This window comes from Bacillus halotolerans, from assembly GCF_001517105.1.
Lineage (GTDB): Bacteria > Bacillota > Bacilli > Bacillales > Bacillaceae > Bacillus > Bacillus halotolerans.
In genome coordinates, this window is record NZ_LPVF01000010.1 from 137238 (window position 1) to 160087 (window position 22850).

Annotated in this window: 20 protein-coding genes and 7 pseudogenes; 8 read left to right on the forward strand and 19 right to left on the reverse strand. The window is 34.0% G+C overall.

Features of this window, described 5'->3' with window-relative positions:
* Positions 1 to 451: 451 nt before the first annotated feature.
* From AU387_RS22055 to AU387_RS22060, 3 pseudogenes are all read right to left on the reverse strand, one after another.
* A pseudogene (locus AU387_RS22055) lies at positions 452 to 812 on the reverse strand (hypothetical protein).
* Between the two features lie 215 nt (positions 813 to 1027).
* Positions 1028 to 1177, reverse strand: a pseudogene (locus tag AU387_RS21260) (GNAT family N-acetyltransferase); the annotation flags it as partial.
* 7 nt (positions 1178 to 1184) lie between these two features.
* A pseudogene (locus AU387_RS22060) lies at positions 1185 to 1919 on the reverse strand (T7SS effector LXG polymorphic toxin).
* A gap of 327 nt (positions 1920 to 2246) precedes the next feature.
* On the opposite strand from AU387_RS22060, the gene AU387_RS22065 reads away from it, so the two are divergent.
* From AU387_RS22065 to AU387_RS22070, 6 genes and pseudogenes are all read left to right on the forward strand, one after another.
* Positions 2247 to 2423, forward strand: coding sequence for a hypothetical protein (locus AU387_RS22065; protein WP_227492934.1), 177 nt, complete (start codon positions 2247 to 2249; stop codon positions 2421 to 2423).
* Positions 2404 to 2973, forward strand: coding sequence for a hypothetical protein (locus AU387_RS11355; RefSeq protein WP_232460783.1), 570 nt, complete (start codon positions 2404 to 2406; stop codon positions 2971 to 2973). Before AU387_RS22065 ends, AU387_RS11355 begins: the two co-directional genes overlap by 20 nt.
* Positions 2974 to 3900: 927 nt before the next feature.
* Positions 3901 to 5004 carry an N-acetylmuramoyl-L-alanine amidase BlyA gene (blyA, locus tag AU387_RS11360; RefSeq protein ID WP_059335712.1) on the forward strand — a complete coding sequence of 368 codons (1104 nt, stop codon included), beginning with the start codon at positions 3901 to 3903 and terminating at the stop codon, positions 5002 to 5004.
* 114 nt (positions 5005 to 5118) lie between these two features.
* The gene (locus AU387_RS11365) at positions 5119 to 5511 is read left to right on the forward strand and encodes a hypothetical protein (RefSeq protein ID WP_059335713.1); all 393 of its coding nucleotides are present in this window, start codon (positions 5119 to 5121) and stop codon (positions 5509 to 5511) included.
* Positions 5512 to 5531: 20 nt separating this feature from the next.
* Positions 5532 to 5782: pseudogene (locus AU387_RS11370) on the forward strand (phage holin).
* 455 nt (positions 5783 to 6237) lie between these two features.
* Positions 6238 to 6705, forward strand: a complete 468-nt coding sequence (locus AU387_RS22070; protein WP_241495294.1) for a DUF2726 domain-containing protein — start codon at positions 6238 to 6240, stop codon at positions 6703 to 6705.
* Between the two features lie 43 nt (positions 6706 to 6748).
* On the opposite strand, the pseudogene AU387_RS11380 reads toward AU387_RS22070, so the two are convergent.
* From AU387_RS11380 to AU387_RS11420, 9 genes and pseudogenes are all read right to left on the reverse strand, one after another.
* Positions 6749 to 7994, reverse strand: a pseudogene (locus AU387_RS11380) (Y-family DNA polymerase).
* Positions 7987 to 8319 carry a YolD-like family protein gene (locus AU387_RS11385; RefSeq protein ID WP_059335714.1) on the reverse strand — a complete coding sequence of 111 codons (333 nt, stop codon included), beginning with the start codon at positions 8317 to 8319 and terminating at the stop codon, positions 7987 to 7989. Before AU387_RS11385 ends, AU387_RS11380 begins: the two are co-directional and overlap by 8 nt.
* A gap of 222 nt (positions 8320 to 8541) precedes the next feature.
* Positions 8542 to 8790, reverse strand: a complete 249-nt coding sequence (locus AU387_RS11390; protein WP_232460785.1) for a DUF2651 family protein — start codon at positions 8788 to 8790, stop codon at positions 8542 to 8544.
* Between the two features lie 19 nt (positions 8791 to 8809).
* Positions 8810 to 9361 carry an eIF2A family protein gene (locus AU387_RS11395; protein WP_059335715.1) on the reverse strand — a complete coding sequence of 184 codons (552 nt, stop codon included), beginning with the start codon at positions 9359 to 9361 and terminating at the stop codon, positions 8810 to 8812.
* Between the two features lie 512 nt (positions 9362 to 9873).
* On the reverse strand, positions 9874 to 10452 hold the full coding sequence (locus AU387_RS11400) for an SMI1/KNR4 family protein (RefSeq protein WP_059335716.1): 579 nt from the start codon (positions 10450 to 10452) through the stop codon (positions 9874 to 9876).
* Between the two features lie 63 nt (positions 10453 to 10515).
* Positions 10516 to 11013: an SMI1/KNR4 family protein gene (locus AU387_RS11405; RefSeq protein WP_059335717.1), complete on the reverse strand. Its 498-nt coding sequence runs from the start codon at positions 11011 to 11013 to the stop codon at positions 10516 to 10518.
* Between the two features lie 8 nt (positions 11014 to 11021).
* A complete protein-coding gene (locus tag AU387_RS11410; RefSeq protein WP_059335718.1) occupies positions 11022 to 12737 on the reverse strand; it encodes a ribonuclease YeeF family protein in 1716 nt (571 codons plus the stop codon).
* A 96-nt stretch (positions 12738 to 12833) separates the two neighbouring features.
* Positions 12834 to 13388: an SMI1/KNR4 family protein gene (locus AU387_RS11415; protein WP_059335719.1), complete on the reverse strand. Its 555-nt coding sequence runs from the start codon at positions 13386 to 13388 to the stop codon at positions 12834 to 12836.
* Between the two features lie 66 nt (positions 13389 to 13454).
* A pseudogene (locus AU387_RS11420) lies at positions 13455 to 13711 on the reverse strand (SunI/YnzG family protein).
* A 178-nt stretch (positions 13712 to 13889) separates the two neighbouring features.
* Here AU387_RS11420 and AU387_RS11425 point away from each other — a divergent pair.
* Positions 13890 to 14751, forward strand: a pseudogene (locus AU387_RS11425) (thermonuclease family protein).
* Between the two features lie 143 nt (positions 14752 to 14894).
* Here the strand turns inward: AU387_RS11425 and AU387_RS22075 are convergent.
* The 6 genes from AU387_RS22075 to AU387_RS11455 form a co-directional block, all read right to left on the reverse strand.
* Complete coding sequence (locus AU387_RS22075; RefSeq protein WP_232460811.1) at positions 14895 to 15080, reverse strand: HNH endonuclease; 186 nt, start codon at positions 15078 to 15080, stop codon at positions 14895 to 14897.
* Positions 15081 to 15783: 703 nt separating this feature from the next.
* Complete coding sequence (locus tag AU387_RS11435) at positions 15784 to 16620, reverse strand: SMI1/KNR4 family protein (RefSeq protein ID WP_059335720.1); 837 nt, start codon at positions 16618 to 16620, stop codon at positions 15784 to 15786.
* 263 nt (positions 16621 to 16883) lie between these two features.
* Positions 16884 to 17093 (reverse strand): bacteriocin-like WGxF protein, encoded by a 210-nt coding sequence (locus AU387_RS11440; RefSeq protein WP_059335721.1) that lies wholly within the window; start codon positions 17091 to 17093, stop codon positions 16884 to 16886.
* 13 nt (positions 17094 to 17106) lie between these two features.
* Positions 17107 to 17727, reverse strand: coding sequence for an ATP-binding cassette domain-containing protein (locus AU387_RS11445; RefSeq protein WP_059335722.1), 621 nt, complete (start codon positions 17725 to 17727; stop codon positions 17107 to 17109).
* Entirely contained in the window at positions 17724 to 19895 is a 2172-nt protein-coding gene (locus AU387_RS11450; RefSeq protein ID WP_059335723.1) for a DUF1430 domain-containing protein, read from the reverse strand. The genes AU387_RS11445 and AU387_RS11450 overlap by 4 nt, the downstream gene beginning before the upstream one ends.
* A 91-nt stretch (positions 19896 to 19986) precedes the next feature.
* On the reverse strand, positions 19987 to 20352 hold the full coding sequence (locus tag AU387_RS11455; protein WP_059292721.1) for a lactococcin 972 family bacteriocin: 366 nt from the start codon (positions 20350 to 20352) through the stop codon (positions 19987 to 19989).
* 586 nt (positions 20353 to 20938) lie between these two features.
* On the opposite strand from AU387_RS11455, the gene AU387_RS11460 reads away from it, so the two are divergent.
* Positions 20939 to 21676: a tyrosine-type recombinase/integrase gene (locus AU387_RS11460; RefSeq protein WP_232460812.1), complete on the forward strand. Its 738-nt coding sequence runs from the start codon at positions 20939 to 20941 to the stop codon at positions 21674 to 21676.
* Between the two features lie 354 nt (positions 21677 to 22030).
* Here AU387_RS11460 and AU387_RS11465 read toward each other — a convergent pair whose 3' ends face one another.
* Positions 22031 to 22702, reverse strand: a complete 672-nt coding sequence (locus AU387_RS11465; RefSeq protein ID WP_059335724.1) for a hypothetical protein — start codon at positions 22700 to 22702, stop codon at positions 22031 to 22033.
* Between the last annotated feature and the right edge of the window lie 148 nt (positions 22703 to 22850).

The window sequence follows — 22850 nt, forward strand, 5'->3', positions numbered from 1 at the left end:
CTAAGTAGCCACCTTTAATTTCAGTATCAAGTCGTAAAATATAGTCTAAACAACATTCCATACTTTAAAAGGCTACAGTAAAAAAGTCAAGCGGAAAAATAGTATAGTAATTATTAAATTAAAAACAGAAAAGAAAGAAGGGTTTTTCAAGAAGAGGAAATAACACTTTCATCAACAGATTATTTGGGAAGTTCCATATACAAATACAACTGTTTGATGAGGAGTGTTTGAGGGGGCAACACGCAACGATACTGGCATAAAAACTGTTTTAGCTATTATCAATAATACAATATAAAAAGGAAAGAGTTCATACCCTTCTTCCTCTTTATACACCAGCTCAATCTGCGGTCATAGCAATTGGTATTCAAACAAGAAATAGCAAACATCAGAGAACATGAGGAGCATTTACAAGAAAATAAATTCAATAATTAAAAGAGCACTATTTTCATATTCAAATTGAGTTCTTGTAAGCACTAATTGCTTCGTTACGTAGTAACATGTTATCTTTGTTAACCATGCCTAAGTTGTAAGCTTTTTTAATAATATCTAATACCTTCAAATCCATTGCAGAAAGAAATCCTTTGCAGAAAGACTACCTCCACCATAAAATTGATTTCCAATAATCTAAAGACTTATTTATGTCAAGTGAGCTTTTTTTATTCTCAGGTTCAACGACCTCATTTTTCACAGAATTCACTAAAACTAATGGATGAAGGAGTTGGATTATTCCCTCCATACCCTTCAGTAGCCAAACTGCAAAATGCTAAGAATTTTGGATCATAAATAAGATCACTTGAGTTTACATTTACCACTGATAACCACAATCCTTTCAGAACTTTTTATAATCTTAGAGCACCCTTTCCGTCTTTACACATGTTAAATATCGACAATTATTCAAATGATTTGATAATTAAATAAAAAAAGAACCTGCATTAAGCATGTTCTCTCCCTAATTTGCAAACTTTTGTTTTATGGATAACACCATTATTTTATTGGAACGCAGAACTTTATCGATGTACAAGTGATATTATCCATGATTCAGTTTAAATTCTTCTCTTGTCATCCCAAAGCAAATACCATCATAATAGGCACCTTTAGTGAAAATGATCTTTCTTAGTTGTCCCTCTTTCATGAAACCTAATTTTTCATGTAATCGTATGGATGGATTATTATAAGTTTTTTATTTAATTCTTTGATTTCACGTTCTTTTGCTTCTTCTTTCTTAACGCTAAAGTAAGATTCAGAATGCTTTTCAATATCACCTTTTTTCTTATGTATGTCACTTTATGCTTTTGCATTATAGCGAATCGGAGTGGCGTTTTTCCCTTTCCCTGTTGATTCTGCAGCTTTATAAAATCTTGCTGAATGAATTGTTCGTTAGGCTCTGTTTCAACGTATTCTGTTATTAAATCCTCATCAAGCTTGTTCAGCTTATCAATTGTTTTTTTACGTTTGTCATCTGCAGAAGAAAGTTTGCCTTTGAAATCTTCTGTTGAGTAAATTTCAAGAGATAAGATGTCATTCAGAATATCTTTCATGGCCTTCTTTTTTTCAGACATAATGGATTTTGATTTATAGGCGTTGGTTCAGTTCATGTTCTTAAAAAGATTCTTCAATGTAAGCATCAGACATCTTTGCCTCTTCAAGTTTTGCAGATACGCTGCTTAATAACGCAATTTTCATATCAATTAGATCATCCATTGGTCAGTGACGCCTACATGGTCGTGATAGAAGGCTTTGATGTTATCAGCACCTTTACCAGAAAACTCGCTGTCATCCGGATCAGCTACTGCTTTAAATGCTTTTCTGAGCTTATCCACTTGTGACCTTAGTTCCCTTGTACTCCTTGGTTCTTTTATCCGCTTCAGAGAGCAAAGAATCAGCTTCAAATACCTCATGTCATTCTCCTTTTTCTGCATTCAACACACAGAATTTTACCATAGTTTGGGAGATTCCATAAAACTAAAATGTTTCAAGTATCAGAATTATTTCTAAAGAAATAGTCTTAATTACTCGCTCAATCTTTATGAAGAAAAGGATTTTTCCTTCTTTAAGTTTAGAAAAAAGAGAATAGTACGCAAAAGACACAGAGATATTAAATCCCATTCTTTATAATATAATGAAATAAATATTGAATATGAAAGCGTTTTCTTTTTGTTTTTAATGTGAATTAAATAATATAATGTGAAAGCGTTTTCTTTTTGTTTTTAATGTGAATTAAATAATATAATAGGAAGTGTGATTATTTGAAGAAATTGAGGGCTACTTTACTATTGTTTCTGATTAGCGCTTTAGTTGTAGGTGTTATGCCAGAATTTAAAGCCAAAGCAGTAAGTAATGAAATGTTGGATACATCTGCTCAAGTATCAAGTGATATTGAGGGTAAAGAAGAGCTTGAAATTAATGGAGAAAAGTACACGTAGTTCTTACGACTTCACTGATCCTGCAGTGAACAAGGTTGATGTTACTGATGAAAATGGTGCGAAAACAAAATTTGTATATCACACTGAGACGAATACTCTATATAAGAACAATGAACTTGATTTTAATCTGATCAAGCAAGAAGATGGAATTTTATCACCCTCAAATGCATCAACTATGATGATTCCACAAGGTGGAAAATACATGGGTAAATACAATTTGAAGGGAGTTTCAATTGGTGTTGCTACCACAGCAATCGCCGCAGTCTCAAAAGCACCTTACAATGTCATACTAAGTATTGTATCATTTTTAGCAGGTACACAAACAACTGCATATTATACGGTATTCCAGTATCGTTATGCCTTTAAATGTAATGCATATTCTTATGTCAATAGAACAAAATTCTATGAAGACTCGTCAAGAAAGAAAATCCTAAGAACAGCAGACAGCGCTAAATTCTTTGGAAGCAGACCAATCCGGCAAGTTGTCGGACATAAAAACGAGGTGAAAATATGCAACAAGAAAAAACAACAGTTATTAATAGGCCAATAAAAAGATATATCCTTTTGTTCCTTGTTTTATGTGCGTGCTATTTCGTTTACATGGGGGTACTGGGGAAGAAGTTTACTGTGATTCCACTGGCTATTTTCATTGTTGGCTCTTTAATTGGCGAGTTCGTAAGAATAGCGAGGATAAAAAGATAGGAGGTTCCACCTTCTATCTTTTTTGTTAACAGCTACAAACTCTCACTGAATCTTTACTGGAACTAAGAAAGAGTACCTCACATAACAGTAATGAAGATATTAGTCAACAAGGTGTAACTAATGCTAAGTCTGAAACGAATATGCAACTAGTATTTCGATATTAAGGAGGTGTTTATGTCCTAGATAAAATATAGATTTTATCAAAATACATACTTGAAAGACATAGATAACAAGAACATGCGTTTAGTATTTCTAAGGTTTTATTACGAATAAAATAAAACCTCATCCGCTAAGAACGAGGCTTCTTCCAATCTATCGCTATATTCTGCTTACATTTACGACAAGTTACATTGTGTTTTCCGTACATTACAAAGTTGTTTTTAAATTCACATTGCGGACACTCTAGACGCTCTCCTCCAAAAAAGGCTCCAAAGATAAGAAAGACGCTGAGTGAACCCAGACCCAATCCCGGCAGGATACCGATTATAGAGATAATTAAGATAAAACTTATTAAAAAATCACTAAACCAACAGTAAACATAAACAAACGAGGAATCCATCGTTTTGGAGTCATCCGTCTTCGCTCAACCTCTACTCTTACAAAGTCCATTCCCCTTACCTCCGTGGCGTGATGGTAAAATTATACTACGGAATTTATTTAAACAGCAATGTGTTTTTATGTATTTAAATCGAATATAGAAAGTTTTCTAAATGAGAGATTGGGTCAATCCCCTTCTCTCTTTTTTTGTTCAAATTTTACAAAAGAGAGATGTTTTTTGCCAACTTATACAAATAATTATATTCCAGTAAACAAGTATACTCGACCTGGTTTAAAGTTAAATGGTGTTAAGAAATTAGTTGTTCATTACACAGCCAATCCGGGCGCCGGCGCAGATAATCATCGAAGATACTTCAGCAATGCACAAGTTTATGCGTCAGCTCACATTTTCGTTGATAAAACAGAAGCAATTTGTATCATTCCGTTAAATGAAGTAGCTTACCATGCAAATGATATTCAGCAAAGAGATAGTGCCGGAAATCCTTATCGAGGAGTTGCTGCGCTGAAACCTAACGCTAACTTTTTATCTATTGGAGTTGAAATGTGCCTTGAAAAAGACGGTTCATTCCATTCAGATACAGTTGAAAGAACTGAGGATGTATTCGTTGAATTATGTAATAAGTTTGGTTTAGATCCTATTATTGATATTGTTCGTCATTATGACATCACTCATAAGAATTGCCCTGCACCATGGGTATCTAACGGCCAAAAATTTGCAGACTTTAAAAATCGAGTAAAGGCAAAAATGTCAGGCAAATCTGTTTCAAAAGCTTCTCCAACTAAACCAACAACCCCCTCCCCTTCCTCTTCATCAGCAGCAAGTGGTTCACTTAAATCAAAAGTTAACGGTCTTCGTTTCTATTCAAAACCATCTTGGGAAGATAAAGATGTTGTCGGCACAGTAAATAAAGGTATTGGATTCCCTACAATTGTAGAGAAAGTTAAAGTTGGATCAGCGTATCAATACAAAGTTAAGAACTCTAAAGGTGCTACATATTACATCACTGCTTCTGACAAATATGTTGATGTTACAGGATCAGTTAAAACCTCTTCACCTTCCCCTAAAACAACATCAACTTCTTCAAGTTCCTCATCTATTAAATCCGTGGGAAAAATCAAAATTGTTGGTGTATCAAGTGCAGCAATTGTAATGGACAAGCCTGATCGAAATAGCTCTAAAAATATTGGTACAGTCAAGCTTGGAAGCACTATTTTAATCTCTGGTTCAGTTAAAGGTAAAAACAACTCAAAAGGTTATTGGGAAGTTATCTATAGAGGTAAACGTGGATACATCTCAGGACAGTTCGGATCAAAAATCTAATTATATTCAATTATCTCGGAGAATGTTGCTGATCTATACATATCATCGAATATCCTCTTAATTTAGGAGGTGATGTAATGTCACCTTTCTATATTCATTAAAGGTTGGTGACAAATGGATAACTTTGAGCAAAGCACTATTTCAAGACTAAGTGCGCTAGAAGAAAAAGCTAAACACACTGATAACAAGGTTGACTCCCTTGAAGAAAGAACAAATGTTATCGGTCGTATTGCTACACTGGTTGAGCAACAAGTCGAAATTAATAAAGACTCTCAAGCACAATCAAGAGAACAGTTTAGTACTCTTAACGAAATGAGTAACAGTTTAAAAAATCTAAGCAAATCGTATGAAAAACTGGACAATCGAGTTGAAATATTGGAACGCTCTGATTCTACTTGTAAAATTGATCCCTCACAGTTTACTAAAGACCTTGTATTCAAGGTGCTACCAAGTGTAATTGCCACTATTATCGGTGCATGGTTACTCATACATTTTGGCCTCAAATAAAATGAACAGGAGACGATTTAATGACTAAAATTAACTGGAAAGTAAGACTTAAAAAGAAAACATTTCTTGTTACGATTTTCTCTGCAACGCTTTTATTCGTACAAGCAATTGCCTCTGCATTTGGATACGACTTGATGGTATTTGGTGACAATTTGACAGAGAAATTTAATGCACTTCTAACTTTTTTAACTGCAATGGGAATTGTGATTGACCCAAAACTCAAGGAATTTCTGATAGTGAACAAGCAATGGATTATGATTCACCGAGATAAAACCCCTACCCTCCTCTTAATTGAGGAGGGTATTTTTTTCGTTCTCCACTTCTTAAATTAAGAACTAAAGAAAAGGGCTTTTTTATTTCCACCACTTTCCACAGTATTAAGATTCTTGATATACTTAAATAGGGCGATTTATATGAAATTTCATGGACAAGTTATAATTCTATACAAAGACCACTATGACTCTTTAGGATTCTTCAAAAAAAACTCTACCGGAGCATTTGAATTAAAAAGTTATATAAATCAGATTGATCTTATAAAGAAAAAATTGGGCCGAAGGTTTCTAAAAAGCATACATTATTAATAAAGATAACAGTAAAGAGTATATTTGGAGTTCTTATATTTGGCGAGAAGATTTAAATACCGAAATATCCCGTAATCATCAAAAGTATATTACATATCTTACTGATAACAGACCAGATGTTACGTTTATTGGTCCATATAAGAGTATGAGGACAAGAGGGATGCACCTATGTCACAAAGGCCACGAATGGTTTATTCAGCCAATAAAGGTTAAAAATGGAGAAACATGCCCTAGATGTGAAAATAAAAACGGCTCCAACGGAGAGAAATATATCACGGAATTGCTATCCTCACTCAAAATTGAATTTATAAGGGAATTGTCTCTTAAACGTTTTGGGCACAAGCAAGATTTACGATTAGATTTTGTTATTTTGCAGAACAACTATCCTTTATTTGTAATTGAGTTTAATGGCATTCAACATTATAGACCCTTGAGGTCAGAATTCTTTGGTGGTTATAAAGGTTTTAAAGTTAGAAAAAAACGAGATTGGATTAAAAGAACACATTGTTGGAAAATAGGATTACCAGTTGTTGACATTCCCTATAGTGAAACTGAGGAGCAAATTAGAGAAACAATTCTATACTTTTTAAATTTATATGAATTAGTTTCTTAACTAAATGATAACAAAAAGCGATTATATTTTTAGTCGCTTTTTGTTATGACTTATGCCCACCAGTAAGGCCATCTCTATATAATGCCGTCCCTGCAGGCGTATAAGAAACAGCCCTTAATATGGTCTTTGAACCGTACTTACTTCTTATCCCATCCATTACAAATCCAAGCTTTCTCATTTTTTTCATTGTCTTTTTCAAACAGGCTTAACTGCTGATAACATCCTCCTCAATATTGGATAAAGTAACTGAAATGCTTCTCACTGTTCTGCCTGTATAGAACTAAAAAGCATCAAGCAGCATCTATAAATATACATCGTGATATTTGTGGGAAAATCAATTGTTTTGGCTCGGTAAATCCACCACCAAGCTCATCTTTACTGTAACCAATTCCCAGGCTGATTGTCCGACCAACTTTATTATGTGTACGTGCCCTCCTCGCGACTTCCTCACAAATCTCCAGAAGAACAGCCTTAATCTCTTCTGTTCTTGTATAATCCCTCAGTAAAATCTGACTCTTACCAAAACTAATCTGACCTTGCATCAATGGAGCTCCTATTTCAGATAAATCGATTCCATGTGCATGATAATACAACTGGTTTCTCATTATTCCGAACTTCTTTTCAAGCAACTCTAAAGGAAATTTGGCTAACTGACCTACTGTTGATATTCCCATCCGATTCAAATTTCTTTCCATCCTCCCTCCTATCCACCACATTTTTGACAACGGATGAACATTCCAGAGTTTATTTGGCACATCTTCATATCTCCAACGTGCAATACCACTCTTCGTTTTCTTACTTTCCAGGTCAAGCGCAAGCTTACTTAGCAACATATTGTCTCCAATGCCTACAGTACACATCAAACCGAACTCTCTCCACATACTGCTTTGAATTGCTTTGGCCATTTCTTCAGGATCTTCTTTTCCTGCATCTAAAAAAGATTCATCAATTGAATACGTATGAACACATTTTTCTGGCACAAATCTGTAAAACAGCTTTGTAATCTCAGTTGAAACTCTGATGAAAAGCTTCATTTGCGGATTTACAATGTGTATTCTTGGATCTTCAGGTATCTCAAATAGTCTCGATCCTGTTTTGATTCCAAAATCTTTTTTAAGTGCAGGAGATGCAGCTAATACTACACTTCCCTGTCTCTCCGTATTCCCTACAACGGCAAGATAACATGTTAAAGGATTAAGCCCCATTGTTACAGCCTATACAGAAGCATAAAACGATTTCATATCGACACAAAGTATATTCTTTCGTGAAAATTGTGAGTAATCAATCATTGTATGTAACTCCTATGATGTTATTCATGTTGATATAAACTGTATTGTCATTCTGGTCTTTTACATGAAGCCTGTGTTGTTCAAAATTAATGTAACGGACTCTGCCGGTGACATTTTCAACGAATCCATTGTTAAAGAGTTTGAATTTCAACTCTTTATTAAATTCAAGTGCCTCAGAGACGAGAAGATCTATCTCTTCAATTTGTTGGTCATCTAAGGATGGCTTTCCAATTTTTGATGTATCAATCAAATCTTGTTTAAGCTGTGTTAAATGTTCTGGAAGCATATTTGACGTATATTTAATTGTTCCTCGATCTCTAAGCATATCGACTCACTCCTTTATCGATCTAATATTAACAGAACAAATGTTCCTTATTCAATATAAATAGGAACAAGAGTTCGATGTGAATGTTGGTAATAAATAAAACCCCCTTATAAAAGGGGGTTAATTAGGAGCAAATCAAGTTGCCATATTACTTAGGGTTTCAACGAAAGAAATGTACGACAAATATGCTGTCAAAGTTATCGCAACGCTTCGCTTCTGCTATCATCCTCTAATTAAAGTTGCAATGGATTTAGTTAGAATTCCAGATATAAAACATACAACTGTCATGATAGTCACCCAGATTAAAAAAGTCGGCTCTAACCCTATTTCAATTAGCATAAAAACTAAAGAAAGTACAAATATAATCAAGGTTGTTACCCATACTCTTTTGAAAATAAAGTATCCTATTATCCCTAAGATAAATGATACAGCCGGCAGTACTAGTAGTATTAAAAATGCAGGACCACCCAAATGAGATATCCTCCTAATCTTATTCATTATGCAATAATTCAAAACGTGCAATTTCCCATTCTTTTTTCGCTTTTAATGGTGTTGTGTTAACCTTTTTCCCTGATTTTAAGTCATAGGAGGTTATTTCCCCTAAGACATTCTCTTTTTGCATGTCAAACCCTTTGATAAGGACGTACATGTTACTATCATCAAATTTAATATCATTCAATAACATTTCATTATTGCCTGCATAGAATTCGAAAGATTTTTTCTTATTTAGATTTTCATCAAAAAAGCTAACTTTTCCATTGTATGAGACAGCAACGATCTCATCATTTATTCTTTTTAATTTTGTTGGGATGAATCCATTCTCCATTATAACTTCTTTTTTTGTTTTTAATGTCTCCTTATCAATCAATAGTATTTTTGAAGCTTCTTTTTCATTTACATTATCATTAATAATTAACATAAATGTTCTTTTATCAAAAGTTTGGAATGCATCTTTAGCATCTGTGAAATAAACAGTCTTATTTGGAATGGAGGCCTTCTTTTCCTGCTTGTTCGTTTTTGGATTAATTGAGATGATGGACATATTCTCTTCATCACTCGTAATTGCGTAAATTTTATTATCTAGGGCTTGTGCTGAAACAATCTCTCCATCCCTAATTTCCAGACTTTTGTTTTATGGATAAAACCATTATTTTATTTAGATTGAGGATATTGGTTCGACAAGCAACAATACTTTGCTATTGTGTTAATCGTATCAGCAGCCCTATCTTCAACTAAGCCTACAGTACAGCTTCTCAAGAATAAGAATATTTCCAACTTACAAAAAGTGAGGTTAAGCAAATAGCTTTTTTAAAAATCAGATCCCAGCTTCCATCAAACCTAGCGTATCTTTATAAGTATCCAAAGCATATAAGCACCAAGAGATAATAAACCAACACCTATTAGAAAAGCTAAAATCAAACCACCAAAGAAATAAAATCCTCCCATGAATCTCACTCCTTTTCAGTATCATCCCCATCAATAACCTTGATACCTTAATGTATATCATATGAGCTCAGATTCAATAAGTTTCGGTCTTATTTGCAATACTTTTACTTAACAGTTTAATAAATCATCATCTAATTTAACGTAGAGAATTCCATCATCTTCTTTATCAGATTCAATTGGTTCATCAACTAAACTTAAGATAAACTCCTCAAACGAATTGGCAATCAGGAAAAAGTCTTTATTGGGATAACTTAATTCATGATCCCAAAACAATATCATTTCATTATCGATATCCATGCATATTTCATTCCCACCTGCGGAACTTGCAATAGGAATAATATTTCTAGGAAAGCGATCAGAATATGTATCGATTGCTTTCTGAAGACTGTTATGATCGTTCGCTAAATCATAAAAACCTTCTAACAATTGTGTATTAACGTCCTTACCCATCCAAGGGTCTTTCTCTATAGGTTTATAGCAAACGTCATACTCAATCTCATCTGTTGTTTTTTTACTTCCTAGATAACATCCTCCATATTTCTTCAAAAAGTCCTTATAATCTGAAGGTAATTGATTGCCTATATTTTTTTCAAGCTCTTTAAGTTGTTCATTTGTATTAATGCTAGGGTTTGTTTCAGCATCTATCGTAAACTCTTTCAACTTTTGTTCGATCTTAGTGAAGCTCATTTTAATACCCTCCGCATTGCACATCTTTAGCAATGAACAATTGCAATACTTTTGTTTAATAGATTATTCAATTTCTACGCCATCATATGCATCGCCTAGTGATATATAATCATCCCTTAACCAATACCAATGTTTACCCTTATTCTCAAGCAGTCGTTGTATTAAATCAGTAAATGAACTTGCTATCACTTGTGTTTCGCCGACTATTCCGTGTCGATCAAAAAAGCTGTCATAGCATTTTCCTTTGCGCTCTTCGTTTAAGTCAATTGTTAGGTATTCACCTTTTCCATCAGTGCAAACAATATACCACTCGGATGAAATGTCTTCTTCACAGAGCTCCCCAACAATAATGGGATTAGCCAATTCAAACTCAGCTGGTCGTACTATGTATATTGGGTAATCTGCATTTTCATATAAAACTGCTCCACCACATTGTTCATAAAATCCACTAATATCTTTTGGTAGTTGATGCTTCTCGTCTATTACTGGGAGACCATCAGCTTCAAACAGCCGACAGTCTGATGTGGAAGCAATCTTCTTGATTAACATATCAATGCTCAAGTCCGCACCTACTTTCTAAAGTTGTATTGATTAAATGCGTTATAATATTGCTGTCTCGCTTCTTTAGGAACATTAGCAGCATCAAACATCTTCTCAGTAAGTTCTTGTATTTCCCTAGGTGATACTTCTTTCCAATTTACTTTACCGCCAACCTTTTTCCCTGTTTTTTCGTACAACCATTCTCTATAAACTTTCTTGGTAGCATTGTGCTGCTCCTTAGTTAAAGCTACTGTTGGCGTATTACTACCTCTACTCACATAATTCGGAACATTATGTTTGGCCCATACATCCATTACACCATGATGATTCTCTAAAGGACTGTTACTTGGTCTATAATCAACGACATCGAAAGGTTTTACTTCTTTATCTGACCCTTTAGCAAAACTCATTAGCTGATTTTTTAAGTTTTCTCCATCCACTACATTGTATGGCACGTCCCCTGCCATAGCAAGATCGTACTTAGGGTTATAAGGCAGCAAATCTGGAATCTTGACGTCCTTCATTTTCTTCCCTGCTTGACTAGCTTTATTTATTACCTTGCCTGCTGCATCAGCTTTGTTAATGGCTCCTGCACCTTTGGTTCCAAAAACAGCTACAGCCACTGAACCAACAGCATAGGTTACCCACCTTGATCTAGAATAGGCATCCCCATTCACCATATCTTTTTGATATGACTCTTCTATTGCTGCTGAAATAGCGTCATATGTTTTCACTGGATGAATAACTGCATTCCCCAGTGCTGAGAGTGTTTCTCCCGGATCGGTGATGAAATCCCATATGCCGGTTACAGTGTCTTTGCCAACATCATATAAGCCTACTCCTACACCTTTTACGATGTCCCAGGTGATTTCTCCTGTTCCTTCTAGCTGCTTTGCTTGTTCAATTTGCACTGCAAGCTGAACTTGAGCCGGCTCCAAATTCTCGTAGCCTACTTTCTTAGCAATCTCTAAGTATTCATCAGGATCAGACACACCGTCATTAAGTTTTTTCTTTAATTCCTTGATTTCACGTTCTTTTGCTTCTTCGTTCTTAACACTTAAGTAAGATTCAGAATGCTTCTCAATATCACCTTTTTTCTTATGTATGTCACTTTCTCTATATGCTTTTGCATTATAGTGAATCGGAGTAGCGTTTTTCCCTTTCCCTGTTGATTCCTGCATCTTTTTAAAATCTTGCTGAATAAATTGTTCGTTTGGCTCAGTCTCAGCGTACTCAGTTTTTAAATCCTCATCAAGTTTGTTTAGCTTATCGATTGTTTTTTCACGTTTGTCATCTGTAGAAGAAAGTTTGTCTTTGAAGTCTTCTGTTGAGAATATTTCAAGAGGAAGGATGTCATTGATGTCGTTTAATATTTCTTTCATTGCTTTTTTCTGTTCAGACATAATAGATTTTGATTTTGTGTATGCATTCACTAGCTCATGTTCTAAAAAAGATTCTTCTATGTAAGCATCAGACATCTTGGCGTCTTCAAGCTTTGCAGAAACGCTGCTTAAGAAAGCAATTTTCATGTCAATTAAATCAATCCATTGGTCTGTTACGCCGGCATGATCATGATAAAATGCTTTAATGTTGTCAGCACCCTTACCTGAAAACTCGCTGTCATCCAGGTCAGCTACGTCTTTAAACGCTTTTCTGAGCTTCACCATTTGTGACCTTAGTTCCTTGTACTCTTTGGTTCTTTTATCCGCTTCAGAGAGTAAAGATTCAGCTTCAAAAACCTTCATATCATTCTCCTTCCTAGCTCATTCTATGTAAATTTTACCACAAATCTATTTCAATAACAGAAATGACAGCTAAAGTTGACTGCCTTATACATAGTGCTATCTTGTTCTATAATAATTTTCTGCGGTATAGTAGCGCCATTCCCAAAAAGCTTCCCCATTGGAGAGTATATACCGATCTAGAAATATCTCAAAGTTTAAATTTAAAGGTGTATACTCACCCATTTGAAATATAAAGAGATAGTTGGGATCACCTTTATCCAATATATCTTTGTCAATCATCAAATGGCAACCTTCTAATAAGTGACCAATTGGGATGCCATTTATGCCTTCAAACAAATCCTCATATTTTAATTCTTCTTCAATCTCTTCAAGGCTAAATAAATAAAGTCCTCCACCTATATTCTCCCCATCAGCAAGTATCTGAAAAATTTTCGCACCATTATGTAATGTAATAAACTTCTGATAATCATCTGGAAGGGTAAGCTGGTGTTTAGCCGCAAAGCTTTGAATGTCATTCTGGGTTGCTTTGTCCTGTGAAAATGTAACGAGGAACTCCATGATATATCCTTCAGGACAAAATAATTTAATGGCTCCTTTTTCATCTAAGAGACTTTTCAAACCGTTTACAGTCTTATGAACAAAGTTAGTCAAATAAATCACCCCATATATAAATGATATTATTATCGCAGAATACATGGTAAACGATACTTAAATACTTTAAGCATTAACAATTTTATTCATGATTGAAGCAGCGTTAGTAGTGAACAAAATATAAGTGTTATTTGCTGTTTTAATCACTACCCTATCCGTAGAGCCATAAGGAAACCCAATCCTTACCGCACTTTTTTCCTCTCCCCCATAGTTTGGATCAAGGAATACATCTCGTTAATTTCTTTGATTGGAATTTCAATTTTGGATAATTGCCAATTGATTACTAAGTTTTCTTTTGATTTTTCAACTTTAACTCCTATCATAAGCACGTTCCCCTTTGACTATAAATTCAGTAAAATTTTAACATGACCTGATCAAACATAGACTGAAAAAAGAACATGTTAAGGAAAAATTAAATTCACAATAATTGGATCCCGGATTGTAATTATTCATGTTCTACCGATATAGATAGAGAACAAAAATTCTAAAGAGGAAATGAAGCTGAAGAAAGTAATATTAGGCTTTGCTACATTCACTTTGAGTTTATCATTGGCTGTCTGCGGCTCAAATGATACTGAAAAAAGTAGTACGAATCTAAAGAAACACAACAAGTTTCTTAGGATGCTAAACAAAAGGAAGCTACTAAAGAAAAAACAGCTGACAAATCCGATTCTAAAGACAAAAAGGAATTAGTGGATGTAACCTTAGACAAGGTTGTTGATGGAGATACGATTAAGGTTAAATACAACGGGAACGTTGATACAGTACGTTACTTACTCGTAGACACTCCTGAGAGTAAAAAGCCAGATTCTTGTGTTCAACCATATGGCGAGGATGCATCTAAACGAAACAAAGAATTAGTTAGCGACGGATGGAATTTGATAAAGGTGACCACCGAGATAAATACGGAAGACTGTTAGCTTAGTTTATGTCGATGGCAAGTCTGTTCAAGAGACATTATTGAAAGAAGGAGAGTTGCATATGTTTATGAGCCAAATACGAAATACATAGACCAATTCAGGAAAGATGAGCAAGAGGCAAATCAGAGAAACTTTCAATCTGGAGCAAGAATAGTTTTGTGACTGACCGAGGATTTAATGACTGTGTGAAAGAGAAAAACACTGCAGTTAAAAAAGAAACAACATCTAAACCGGCAGCTAAACAGTCTACTACTCCAAAGGCATCAAGTGAAACTTCGACTACTACTGAAAACGAAGCATCTTCAGCGTCAACTGGAGAAACAGAAACGTTTAAAAATTGTACAGAGTTAAGAAAGAAATATCCGAATGGAGTACCTAGCTCGCACCCTGCTTACCAATCTAAAATGGACAGGGATCATGACAACTATGCTTGTAAACGTTAATTTTGAAAGCCCCTTGTGGCTTTCTTTTTTAGCATGTGATATAAAAAACCCCTCCTCTAAATAGAGGAGAGGAATAATTTACAGAAAACCCCAGATAGATTTACCATCTGTATGTCAGGTTTTTTCATGTATAGTTCTATTTACTAATTGCAATCTGCCTGTATTTTCGTGTGGTGCCATATATACCCTCGTGGAGTTTTCCCATTTTTAATGTCTTGAATCTGATACTTATTGAATTTTTCCGCATGCTCCCAAGTATTAATTGCCTTCTTCAAAGATGCGTTTGCATTCTTAAATTGTGTACCATTTGAAGATTTAATTAGACTCATAGGGAGATTATAATTGTATTTTAATGCGAAAACAGGAAAGCCTTTATAATTAAATTTCACACCAGTCTTAGAGTGCTTCTTTCCTGCAAGCTTACCATTTCTGACTGCAATTTTCTTTGTAGTTGACTTTAACGTTTGCTTAACTAGAAGCTTACCTCCGACCCGACTGACAACAGCAATTGCAGGTGGAATTAACCAAGCCCATTGAGCATGATAAGATTCGTCTTCCCCTACATCATCAGTTTCTGGTTCAGTGGCGCTTTCAGTCGGAGTTACAACATTCTCTTCAAAATCACTATCAGGAACATTTTCGTCTTCAATGATTTCTTCTTACGTAGCTCCGTCCTCTAATAAATCTTCATAAACAAGAGCATCTGCTAAATTATCATAATACGAATCTTCCGAAACATCAGAGTAATCTTCGTATGTATCCTCTTCGTAGTTAAAGTCATCCTCATACTCTTCATACTCGGAATCAACCGGATTTTCATCTGATCCTTGAACTTCTGTTCCAGGTTAAACCGGCTGTTCAATTGACTGCGCTTCAGTAAAGTTCGGCAATACAAAAGTTAGCAGCAGAAGCAACTCAAAAATCTTCTGATAGCTTTTCATTAAATCCCTCTTTTCTTTAGGATTTTTAACACACTTCCATTCCAGTACAAACGACGTTAAAATAAACAATAATAGGAAAATGATACTTATTTTACAAAAATCCTTTAAGTTGATCTAGTATAATCTCAGTATCTTCATTTTTAGACTTTATTAACTCTTGAGCAGCTTCTTGTACGACAGTTTTTAAATTATTTGACTTTATTTGGTGTGAGTATGATGAAACAACTGACATCAATACGTCAGCCAATTCAAAAGCCATGTCACCTTGTGCCCCTAAGGAATTATGTTTAATAATGTTCAGCAACCATTCTAGGTCTTCAACACTTTGGATTGGAAAAAGAGAAATCCTATGAATCTCCATAGGGTTCTTATTAGCAAGAATTTTTTCGACTTCTTCCTTCTGAATAGCATCTGGATCATTTGGATCAATGCTAGGAATTTTATCAAAATCTAAATTTTCGTCTTGAACTTCTTCATAATCATGTGTGTATAGCTTTGATAAAAATTCATCAAATGAAACTGCAATCTTAAAGTCATTATTTAATTCAAGGTCAAAGTAATGAACAGGTGGATTTTCATTAGTTAGGCGATAATCTAATGCAACCCAATTGTGTCCATCCCCTTGTATTAATAATAATCTTTGTGGTAAACCCCACTCTTTTATTAGGTATTCACTCTCTAATATACCTAAATCCTTTCCTATTCCTCTTATATGATCAACTTCAATGTGGTCGTCAGCCCAAGATGTTTCCTGATCTGTTGGGAATGCATTAAAATTAATCAATCCACCATTTTGTTGAATGATCAATTTCTTATATTGATCAGGCAAAGTTAAGTTTAACTTTTTTTCAACATTCTTTATTTCATTATCACTGATGTCTTTTAACCTAAAAGGATCATATTCACTGCTCTCCCAAAACTCACTCATTGTATTACCTCCTATGGGCTATGTAATGATTCTCCAAGACTATACGCTTTTAAATTCGGAAAGTTTCATCAAAGTTGTGATGGAAAATAAAACAGGCGGTGATGTTTTTCACTTGAGGTTTGTCTTAGAAGAAAAGCCAGAGAGTATGTGAGGGAACTCTCTGGCCTATAGTGGCTGATATACCAACTATGATACATATACAGGATCCTTTATATGTAGGATGTATTCAAGATAAGGTATATATGTTTAATGACCAGTTTGAGTTACGCCTGATATCTCCTGCTACTAGAACCAACATTTCTAAAGAGTAAGGAAGCAATCAAAGCTAAAACAAAATAAACAACTACAAACCCGCCCCAGAAGACAAGCGCTTCATCAAATGAAAATCCAAATAGTCTAAAAATAATCCTGTGAACAATACCGGTAATAATAATTAGGATACTTGAAGAAATTGCAAAAGTAATATGTTTCATCAAGAACAACTCCTTACGAAAGATTTATTACTCTATCAGAGCAGTTAGCTATTTCTGGATCATGCGTTACACATATGATTGTTTTCCCCATTTCTTTCAACTGATGGAAAATAGAAAGAATAATGTTCTTATTGTACTCATCGAGGTTTCCTGTCGGTTCATCGGCCAGAATGATATCGCAGGGTTTTAGAATAATCCTGGCTATTGCTACACGCTGTTGCTCACCACCGCTCAACTGGTATACCTTTTTCTTTAAAAAGCTTTTATCTAAGCCTACCATCTCTAGAGCTTCAGATAGCTTGTTTTTGTCAAAGTCTTTTGCGTATGCTGTGGAAAGCAATAAATTCGTTAATACAGTTTCATTATCCATGAGCACATAGTTTTGAAAGATATATCCTAAATTCTCTCTCCTTAACTTCATCACCTCTTTAGATTTAGGATTTTCATAGCCTAAAATCACAACTTCGCCTTCATCTGGATAATCTAAGAGGCTGATTATATTTAGAAGAGTGGTTTTGCCAGAACCGCTCTTGCCAACAATAGAAACAAATTCATTTTCCTCTATGTGAATCGAAAAGTTAGAAAGAACTGATTTTCCATCAAAACTTTTGGATATGCTTTTAAGTTCGATCATAATCTGTCTCCTTTTAAAATCTTATTCATGTTTTTCCTGTTCAAATAAAGGCTTAGGAAATACAGAATAATCATCTCAATTCCAATGAACAATACAATCAAGCCAATTAATTCATAGATTTTATAATAAATACTAAAGCAAATTCCTATCAGACAGTTAGACACAGTCGACAATATGATTAAGCTCTTATTTCTAGCCCAGTATGAATATCCAAATATCTCTTTAAGGTAAAGTCGATAAGCATTTGCGCTGTAGTATGACCATATATAAGAGATAAGGAAGGCTACTGACAATATGAGTGTTATTGTTAATCCAATTAGATTCTGGATGAACTGATTTTGAATTCGTGCTATTTGGTCGCTTAATTCTTGATAGACTGATATCGCAGAACCAATCAGCTCTTTTGTATCTGTTTTATCTAAGTAAGGGATGATGTGGTCATATGCCATACCTTTTGAGGCATCAGAAAAGAATAAACTTGAGGTTGCATATGCACCTATAACTGATGAATCAACATTATCAGTGAATACAGTTGCAATTGGATCAACAATATTGTTTTTATTGTTGCCGAGCGTACTATTATAAGTGAAGTATTCTTGATTATTTTGTGTAAATATTATATTGATTTTCAACTGATCTTTTTCCAGCGTATTTAATGGATGCTGAATTTCTTTGTTATACATATTGTCTACTTCAACCTTATCAAAGAAAAATTGATCTTTGTAAGCTTTGAGGATTTTTTCTTTATACTTAGCATATTTTTTTGGAACAAGTAAATTCAATGTGTTTTGATCGAGAGTTAATTGTTTTTCAGTAATCGTTTTTCCGTTAACTCCTTTAATGGTGTTTACTTTTAAATAATTAGGACTGATCGTTACACTTCTTCCGGATGGTGAATAAATTTCATTTTCTTTGGTAGTATTCAATGTATAGAAATAAACTGGAGTTTTCCCATTCATTTTCAGTATTCCATAGTTTTGAGCATCCATTATAAACGCATCTTTATGTCTTTCTAATTCATGATAAAGCTTTCGTACCTTCTCGTTTTTTTCTCTATCAATTTTTAAGTCACTGTAGTTTAAACCTGTATTAGCAAAACTGGTTTTATAAACTGTTTGTGTCTTATTCCAATAAGATTGATTGTCTAGCCGTTGTTTTAAATCTAACAAATTAGAGAGGGATGAAGCAAAAATATTAAAAAGTAGGATTGTTATAATTAACTTAAAAACCAATGACAGCCATTGAAACTTTTTAAATGGTATGCCGCCTTTTATCGTGGCGTTTATATTGCTGTTGTTATATAAAATCATAGTAACAATAATTGTGTATATCATCATTGAGAATGTCACAATCAGTGCATTTCGCATGTACATTTTAACGTACACTGATAACCAGTCGTTTAGGTTGAATATTAAAGCCAGAATTACAATGAGAAGGGCACCGCAAATTATAATCATAACAAGTGGTTTTAAGAACATTTTTGGGAAAGTTAACAGCGATTTGGTTTTTGAATATCCCCATAGCTTCTGTAAGAGAAGTTGCTTGCGATTCTTAATTGCGAAATAAAGGATGCCAATAAATAAGATAAGCATGGAAAGCAAAGCTAACAAGAGTAATGCGGTGCTGAACACAGCAGAGTCATTTAAACTGATGTTTTCTTCTATACTGACATCGCCATAGTCTGAGAATAGCTTTTTAGCTTGTTCAATCACATCTTCATCCTCGGATGAAATATAAAATCTATTTCCTAACCCTACGTTGTTTATTTGGTTTAAATTGAAGTATCTAATTTTCCATGTTGATAAAGGGAAATCAATAGTACCAATCAAATTTTTATCTGATTTATTTGCTCTTTTATTGAAATTAGATATAAACCTATCTCCTATTTTGATTGAAGGTTCATTCTTAAGGTTTGAAGCGTAGATATTTAAGGTCTTCTCGTCTAAAAAATTGTATTGAGTAATATTCACGTTCTCATTTTTTGAAAATTCAGCTATTTTATTAATGAAATCATCACTTTTAAAGTGTGCTTTGTTGTAATTAATAATTAACGTTTGTTTATTAGAGAATAAAGTATAAAAAACTTGCTTATTCAGAGTATAGTGATAGCTGGATATGTTCATTGAGAGTAAAAATAGAATGAACAATATATAGATCGTTTTCTTCATTGGATAGCCTCCATAAAAAAATCCGGTGCCTTATATTCAAGTTTTGACGGCACCGGAAGATAGATTAGAGATCTCTTTGTTATTGTCTGTTTTATTTCGTATCCCAAAAAGCCCTATTTCCCCAAAGTGTTGTATACACTGAAGCGTAGGTATACCCTTCATCTTTTTTCTTCCATTTAGATGAAAAGTACCTTTCTCCGCCAGCCGCTGCACTTGATTTGTGAGTCTTTTTAGTATGATTGTAATTGGATTTAGTTTGCCCACCTTCGAAACCATGATACCAAGTACCGCCACCCGCTTTTTCTTTAGTCAATTTCATGACTTGCATTAAATCCCTTGTTTCATCCAAGTTTACTTCTCCGTGTGTAGCCTCATCTGAAGAACTAGCAAAAACGACAGAAGATGATACTAGTAAAGTAGCTCCCAACACCATTGAAGCAAAAACCTTCTTTTTCAATATAACCTCTCCTTTTTGTTTTCACAAGAAAATATGCTGCATTCTTTCTTGTCAAGTATGAGTATTACACTTAAAAAATTATGTCACTTCGTGTTGAAAAGACCTTCAATACCAACATGACGAACCACGACAAAAAACTGATTATGTTACCATATCCCCCCTTTCCATAAACCCAATATAAGGAATTATTGGGTTTATTTGATCATTTAATGACTTTTAATCTTTTTCAAGTTCAAATTTCCTATGAGATTCGTAAGTGAAGACATAAGGTGATGTAAGCGTGGAAAGTTGAGTACTTTTCGCTTAAATCAGGGATAGATATGCATCATCTAGTTATAGAGGAAAAGAAAAAAGCCACTCTTGATTAACAGAGTGACTTTATGAATGTGTTCTATATAAAACTCTTTAAAATGGGGATTTTATTTAGAGTCAGGAGGAGAAATTTATTCCAACATGCTAGAAACTTACTTGTCTGAATTTTTTGATTGTCCCTCGACAAACTAAGTACTAAAATGGGATATGTTACTAAGAAAGGTGGAATAGTATGGCTAGTTTCAGAAAAAGAGGAACTACATAGCAATACAGAATAAAACATAAAGACCCTTTAACACTAGAGCAAATCGAAGTCTCCAAAAGTGGATTTAAAACAAAAAAAGAGGCACAGTTAGCTGCAAGACAAGAAGAGCAAAGATTGATAGGTGATTTAGAAATTAACGGAGGAGAAATCCTTTTAAAGCATTATCTTAAAGATTGGCTCGCTCAATATAAACAAGAAAATGTTAGAAAAAACATTTACATTCTTCACGAACGAAATGTTAATACAAAAATTCTCCCTATTTTAAAGATTAAACTAAAAGATATTAAACCCTTACGTTATCAAAAATTCATTAGCTATTTAGCAGACCAAGGATACAGCAAAAGAACAATTGAAATCATTCACGGGACAATGTTCAACGCTTTAGCTACTGCAGTAAAACCTCTTAAAAAAATTGAAGAAAACCCATGTGAAGGGGTAACCATTCCAAGGGCTAAATCTAAGAAAAAAGAAAAGTTAGAATACATTAAGTCAGATGATATTACCCTCTTCAATGCACTCAATCGCATTCTGAAGAAAGCTGGATTAGAAAAAATGCCAATTCATGGTTTAAGACATACTCATGCTGTCCTTCTTCTAGAATCAGGTGCAAGTATGAAGTTTGTTCAAGAAAGACTCGGACATAAAAATATAACCATCACATCGGACGTATACTCTCATATATCTGAGAAGCTTGAAAATACATCAGTGGATGGTTATGAAGAATACATGAATTCACTTAAGTCTTAATTTTTTAAAAATATTTTTAGTGGTCAAAAAGTGGTCAAACTAGTTACTTCCAGTTTCTCACTTATTTTGACCACCAAGATACTAATCTAAAACCCTAATAAATCAAGGTTTATCTGATTAATACTGGGACATATACTGTTCGCGTTCCCAAGGATGAACTTGTGTGCGGAACATAATTTTCAATTTAAATAAATAATGTAGAGCACTGAAAACCCTTGAAAACAAAGGCTTTTTCAGTGCTTCATTATTTAAAATTTGAAATAGAATGTCTACAGTTCTCAACATTTTTTGGTCAAATTTTGGTCATGATTTTGGTCAAAAATAATTTAAGCATGCTTTAATATATTTACAACTTTAATTATAGGCACAACAATTTGAAGGAGTTGTTTGTGGCTGTTCTGGTGGACACTCTTGTTTATTGATTATAGCGTCTGGTAATTGCAATGTCCCACTTACAATTAAAGTTCTACAATTATTATTACAAACAGTAACAGGTGTATCATTATAACCTAACTCTATTAACTTAACACTATCACAGTTTAGATTAGGAATTGTAGGCGGAGTAGTACTTTTTCCAAGTGTTTCATCCACACAAAGATCACCCTTGCAACAGATATATCCTATTTTATTATTCTTTATTTGAGTCACATTACAATTAGCTTCATTTGTAACAACATCCACTCCGCACTCTTTAACTGCAACAGGAACATTGACCAGATAAGGAATACAACCTATTATCTGTGCACAATAACAATTTGCCCAAACTGGCCCACATTTTGATGGAATACATTCTAATTGTGACTGTATTACCGGTTTTAAACAAGTTGGATCATAAAAAAACTTGATTGGTTCATTTTTTTTAAATTCAAAGCATTTTGGTATGTCTATTGTACAGCAAAACTTAACTAGTTTATCTGTCACCGTACATTCTCTATCTTCATTGGAAAGAAGAGGAATTTCATTAGATGAATCTGAGATATTTTTAGGGATTAATACATTTCCTTCACCATATTTTAGGTCAATCATAAAAAACACTCCTTTTGATTTCTGCAAAAACATTATAAGCAAAAAGTTTATTTTGGAAACTTGACTTCATCCTTATTTTTCTAATTATGTTAAATTAAAGTTTTGTTTTCTTTCTGTACTGATACATCGTATTAAGGATTAGAAACAT